The organism is Flavihumibacter fluminis (assembly GCF_021491375.1).
GTDB classification, from domain to species: Bacteria; Bacteroidota; Bacteroidia; order Chitinophagales; family Chitinophagaceae; genus Flavihumibacter; species Flavihumibacter fluminis.
This window is the reverse complement of the sequence record NZ_JAKEVY010000001.1, coordinates 1,187,501-1,190,000: the sequence shown is the minus strand read 5'-3', so window position 1 is coordinate 1,190,000 and position 2,500 is coordinate 1,187,501. Positions and strand designations below refer to the sequence as shown.

Below are 2,500 nucleotides of genomic sequence, written 5' to 3'. Positions count from 1 at the left end.
CTCAGTAAAATGGTTCAACCAACTGTTTAACAAAAACACAGGGCCCTGCAAAATCGTAAGATGACGTATAGAGCCTGATACCTGCCCGGTGCTGGAAGGTTAAGGAAGGATGTTCGGAGTAATCCAAAGCTTCTGACTGAAGCCCCAGTAAACGGCGGCCGTAACTATAACGGTCCTAAGGTAGCGAAATTCCTTGTCGGGTAAGTTCCGACCTGCACGAATGGTCTAATGAGTTGAACACTGTCTCCTCCACGAGCCCGGTGAAATTGTAGTATCGGTGAAGATGCCGGTTACCCGTCACGGGACGGAAAGACCCCATGAACCTTCACTACAACTTTGCATTGATTTTGAGCACCAAGTGTGTAGGATAGTTGGGAGACTATGAAGCAGTGTCGCCAGGCATTGTGGAGTCATCGTTGAAATACCAACCTCTTGTTGCTTAGAACCTAACCCCTTACGGGGGACATTGCATGGTGGGTAGTTTGACTGGGGTGGTCGCCTCCTAAAAAGTAACGGAGGCTCGCAAAGGTACCCTCAGTACGGTTGGTAATCGTACGCAGAGCGCATTAGTATAAGGGTGCTTGACTGTGAGACAGACAAGTCGATCAGGTGCGAAAGCAGGCTAAAGTGATCCGGTGGTTCTGTATGGAAGGGCCATCGCTCAAAGGATAAAAGGTACTCTGGGGATAACAGGCTGATCTCACCCAAGAGCTCATATCGACGGTGAGGTTTGGCACCTCGATGTCGGTTCGTCACATCATGGGGCTGGAGAAGGTCCCAAGGGTTCGGCTGTTCGCCGATTAAAGTGGCACGTGAACTGGGTTCAGAACGTCGCAAGACAGTTCGGTCCCTATCTGTGATGGGCGTTAGAAAATTGAGAGGACATGACCTTAGTACGAGAGGACCGGGTCGTACGTACCGCTGGTGTATCGGTTGTGCCGCCAGGTGCAATGCCGAGTAGCTATGTACGGACAGGATAAACGCTGAAAGCATCTAAGCGTGAAACCTTCCTTAAGATGAGTTTTCTTTTAAGGGTCGTCAGAGACTATGACGTTGATAGGCTACAGGTGTAAAGGTGGTAACATCAAAGCCGAGTAGTACTAATTGCCCGTAAGCTTTAATTTTTTATTCTCTTCGGAGATAAGAAATGTTGATTACTTGACGATTGATTGCAACTTCCCAATATGTTATCTTATTGAAGATCTTATGGTGCTTATGCCGAGGGTGTTCACCTCTTCCCATACCGAACAGAGAAGTTAAGCCCCTCATGGCCGATGGTACTGCTATACCAGGCGGGAGAGTAGGTAGGTGCCATATTTATTACATAGAGCCTTGTAACGTTATTGTTGCAAGGCTCTTTTTTTTGTGCAATGTGAAACGTGAGACGTGAAACGTGAAATGTGAGACGTGAGACGTGAGACGTGAAACGTGAGAAGAACTACGACAACTGTTTCTATCTTGCGCTTAACCGCTTGCTTCCAATCCTCCATCTTCCAATCTGCCATCCTCCATCTTCCATTTTTCCATTTTTCCTTGCCCCCTTGTTCCGTCTTCCATGCTTCCTCTTCCCTGCCTCCTTTGTCTCCCTTGTATCCTTTCTTCCCTGCTCCCCTAGACAACGTTTATGCAGGTTAAATGGTCAGATTGAAAAACCTTCTATGAAACTTCTGACCTTTTATGCTAGTGTAATGCTGATGTTTATTGTTTTATAGAACTATAAACCTTAACTATGAGCACTCGCATCATTCGACTTATGTCGGCCTTCTTTCTGTTTACTGTATTTGCTGCCTGCCAAAAAGAAATTAGTTCGCTTGATGAGGAAGAAAACGAACTGCCGGTGGAAATACTCGGGCAACTGCCTAAACAATTTGTTCTGAAAGATTTTACTGACAATTACATTGAAGTGTAGTCAATGCAGTATGATACAGCCAATCGCCGTATTAATGTTTACTATGATGATACTACCAATACACCCCCCTATGATGTACTAAAAACTTCCTATCAGTTTAACACAGCCGGATACCTGGTTAAATTCACAAACAATTACGGTGGCGATCTAGAGGAAATTGAAATCGTCCGTGATGCTAATAACAGAATTAAATACATCACCAATTTTGATTTATTCATGTTAGAAACTGATACCAGTTTCTATTCTTATGAAACTAGAGGAACTCAATTAATACATACCATTACACGTCGGGAATACTGGGACAACGGAGTAAAAGAGCGAATCGATACCTATACTATAATAAGAATGTGCTGCAAAACCTGCGTCAGGCTTTAGATGGGTTTGATATTGTTTACCAGTATCAACAAAATAAACTGACAAATATGGGAAGGAGTGGGAATGTCAATTTCTTTACCGTGTCCATGACTTACCAGACGGCTAATCCGGATGAGCACAGGGACTTATTCCTGGAGCTGGTACTTGGTAAAGATCATTATGTACAGGACATTCGGAACATGTATTTCTTCTTCCTGTTTCAGGACAGGGGGTATT

3 protein-coding genes and 2 rRNA genes (2 of these 5 cut by a window edge) are annotated in these 2,500 nt (G+C 44.4%); all 5 read left to right on the top strand.

Annotated elements, in window-relative coordinates; genetic code table 11:
* Positions 1-1,124, top strand: a 23S ribosomal RNA gene (locus tag L0U88_RS05325) (it extends 1,755 nt beyond the left edge of the window).
* A gap of 81 nt (positions 1,125-1,205) precedes the next feature.
* A 5S ribosomal RNA gene (gene rrf / locus L0U88_RS05320) occupies positions 1,206-1,317 on the top strand.
* Positions 1,318-1,729: 412 nt separating this feature from the next.
* Positions 1,730-1,909, top strand: a complete 180-nt coding sequence (locus L0U88_RS05315; RefSeq protein ID WP_234864572.1) for a hypothetical protein — start codon at positions 1,730-1,732, stop codon at positions 1,907-1,909.
* A 3-nt stretch (positions 1,910-1,912) separates the two neighbouring features.
* A complete protein-coding gene (locus L0U88_RS05310) occupies positions 1,913-2,284 on the top strand; it encodes a hypothetical protein (RefSeq protein ID WP_234864571.1) in 372 nt (123 codons plus the stop codon).
* Positions 2,257-2,500 carry the 5' portion of a hypothetical protein gene (locus L0U88_RS05305; RefSeq protein WP_234864570.1) on the top strand. Its footprint extends 179 nt past the window's final position, so 244 of the gene's 423 nt are visible here — the first part of the coding sequence; its start codon is at positions 2,257-2,259; its stop codon lies beyond the right edge, outside the window. The genes L0U88_RS05310 and L0U88_RS05305 overlap by 28 nt, the downstream gene beginning before the upstream one ends.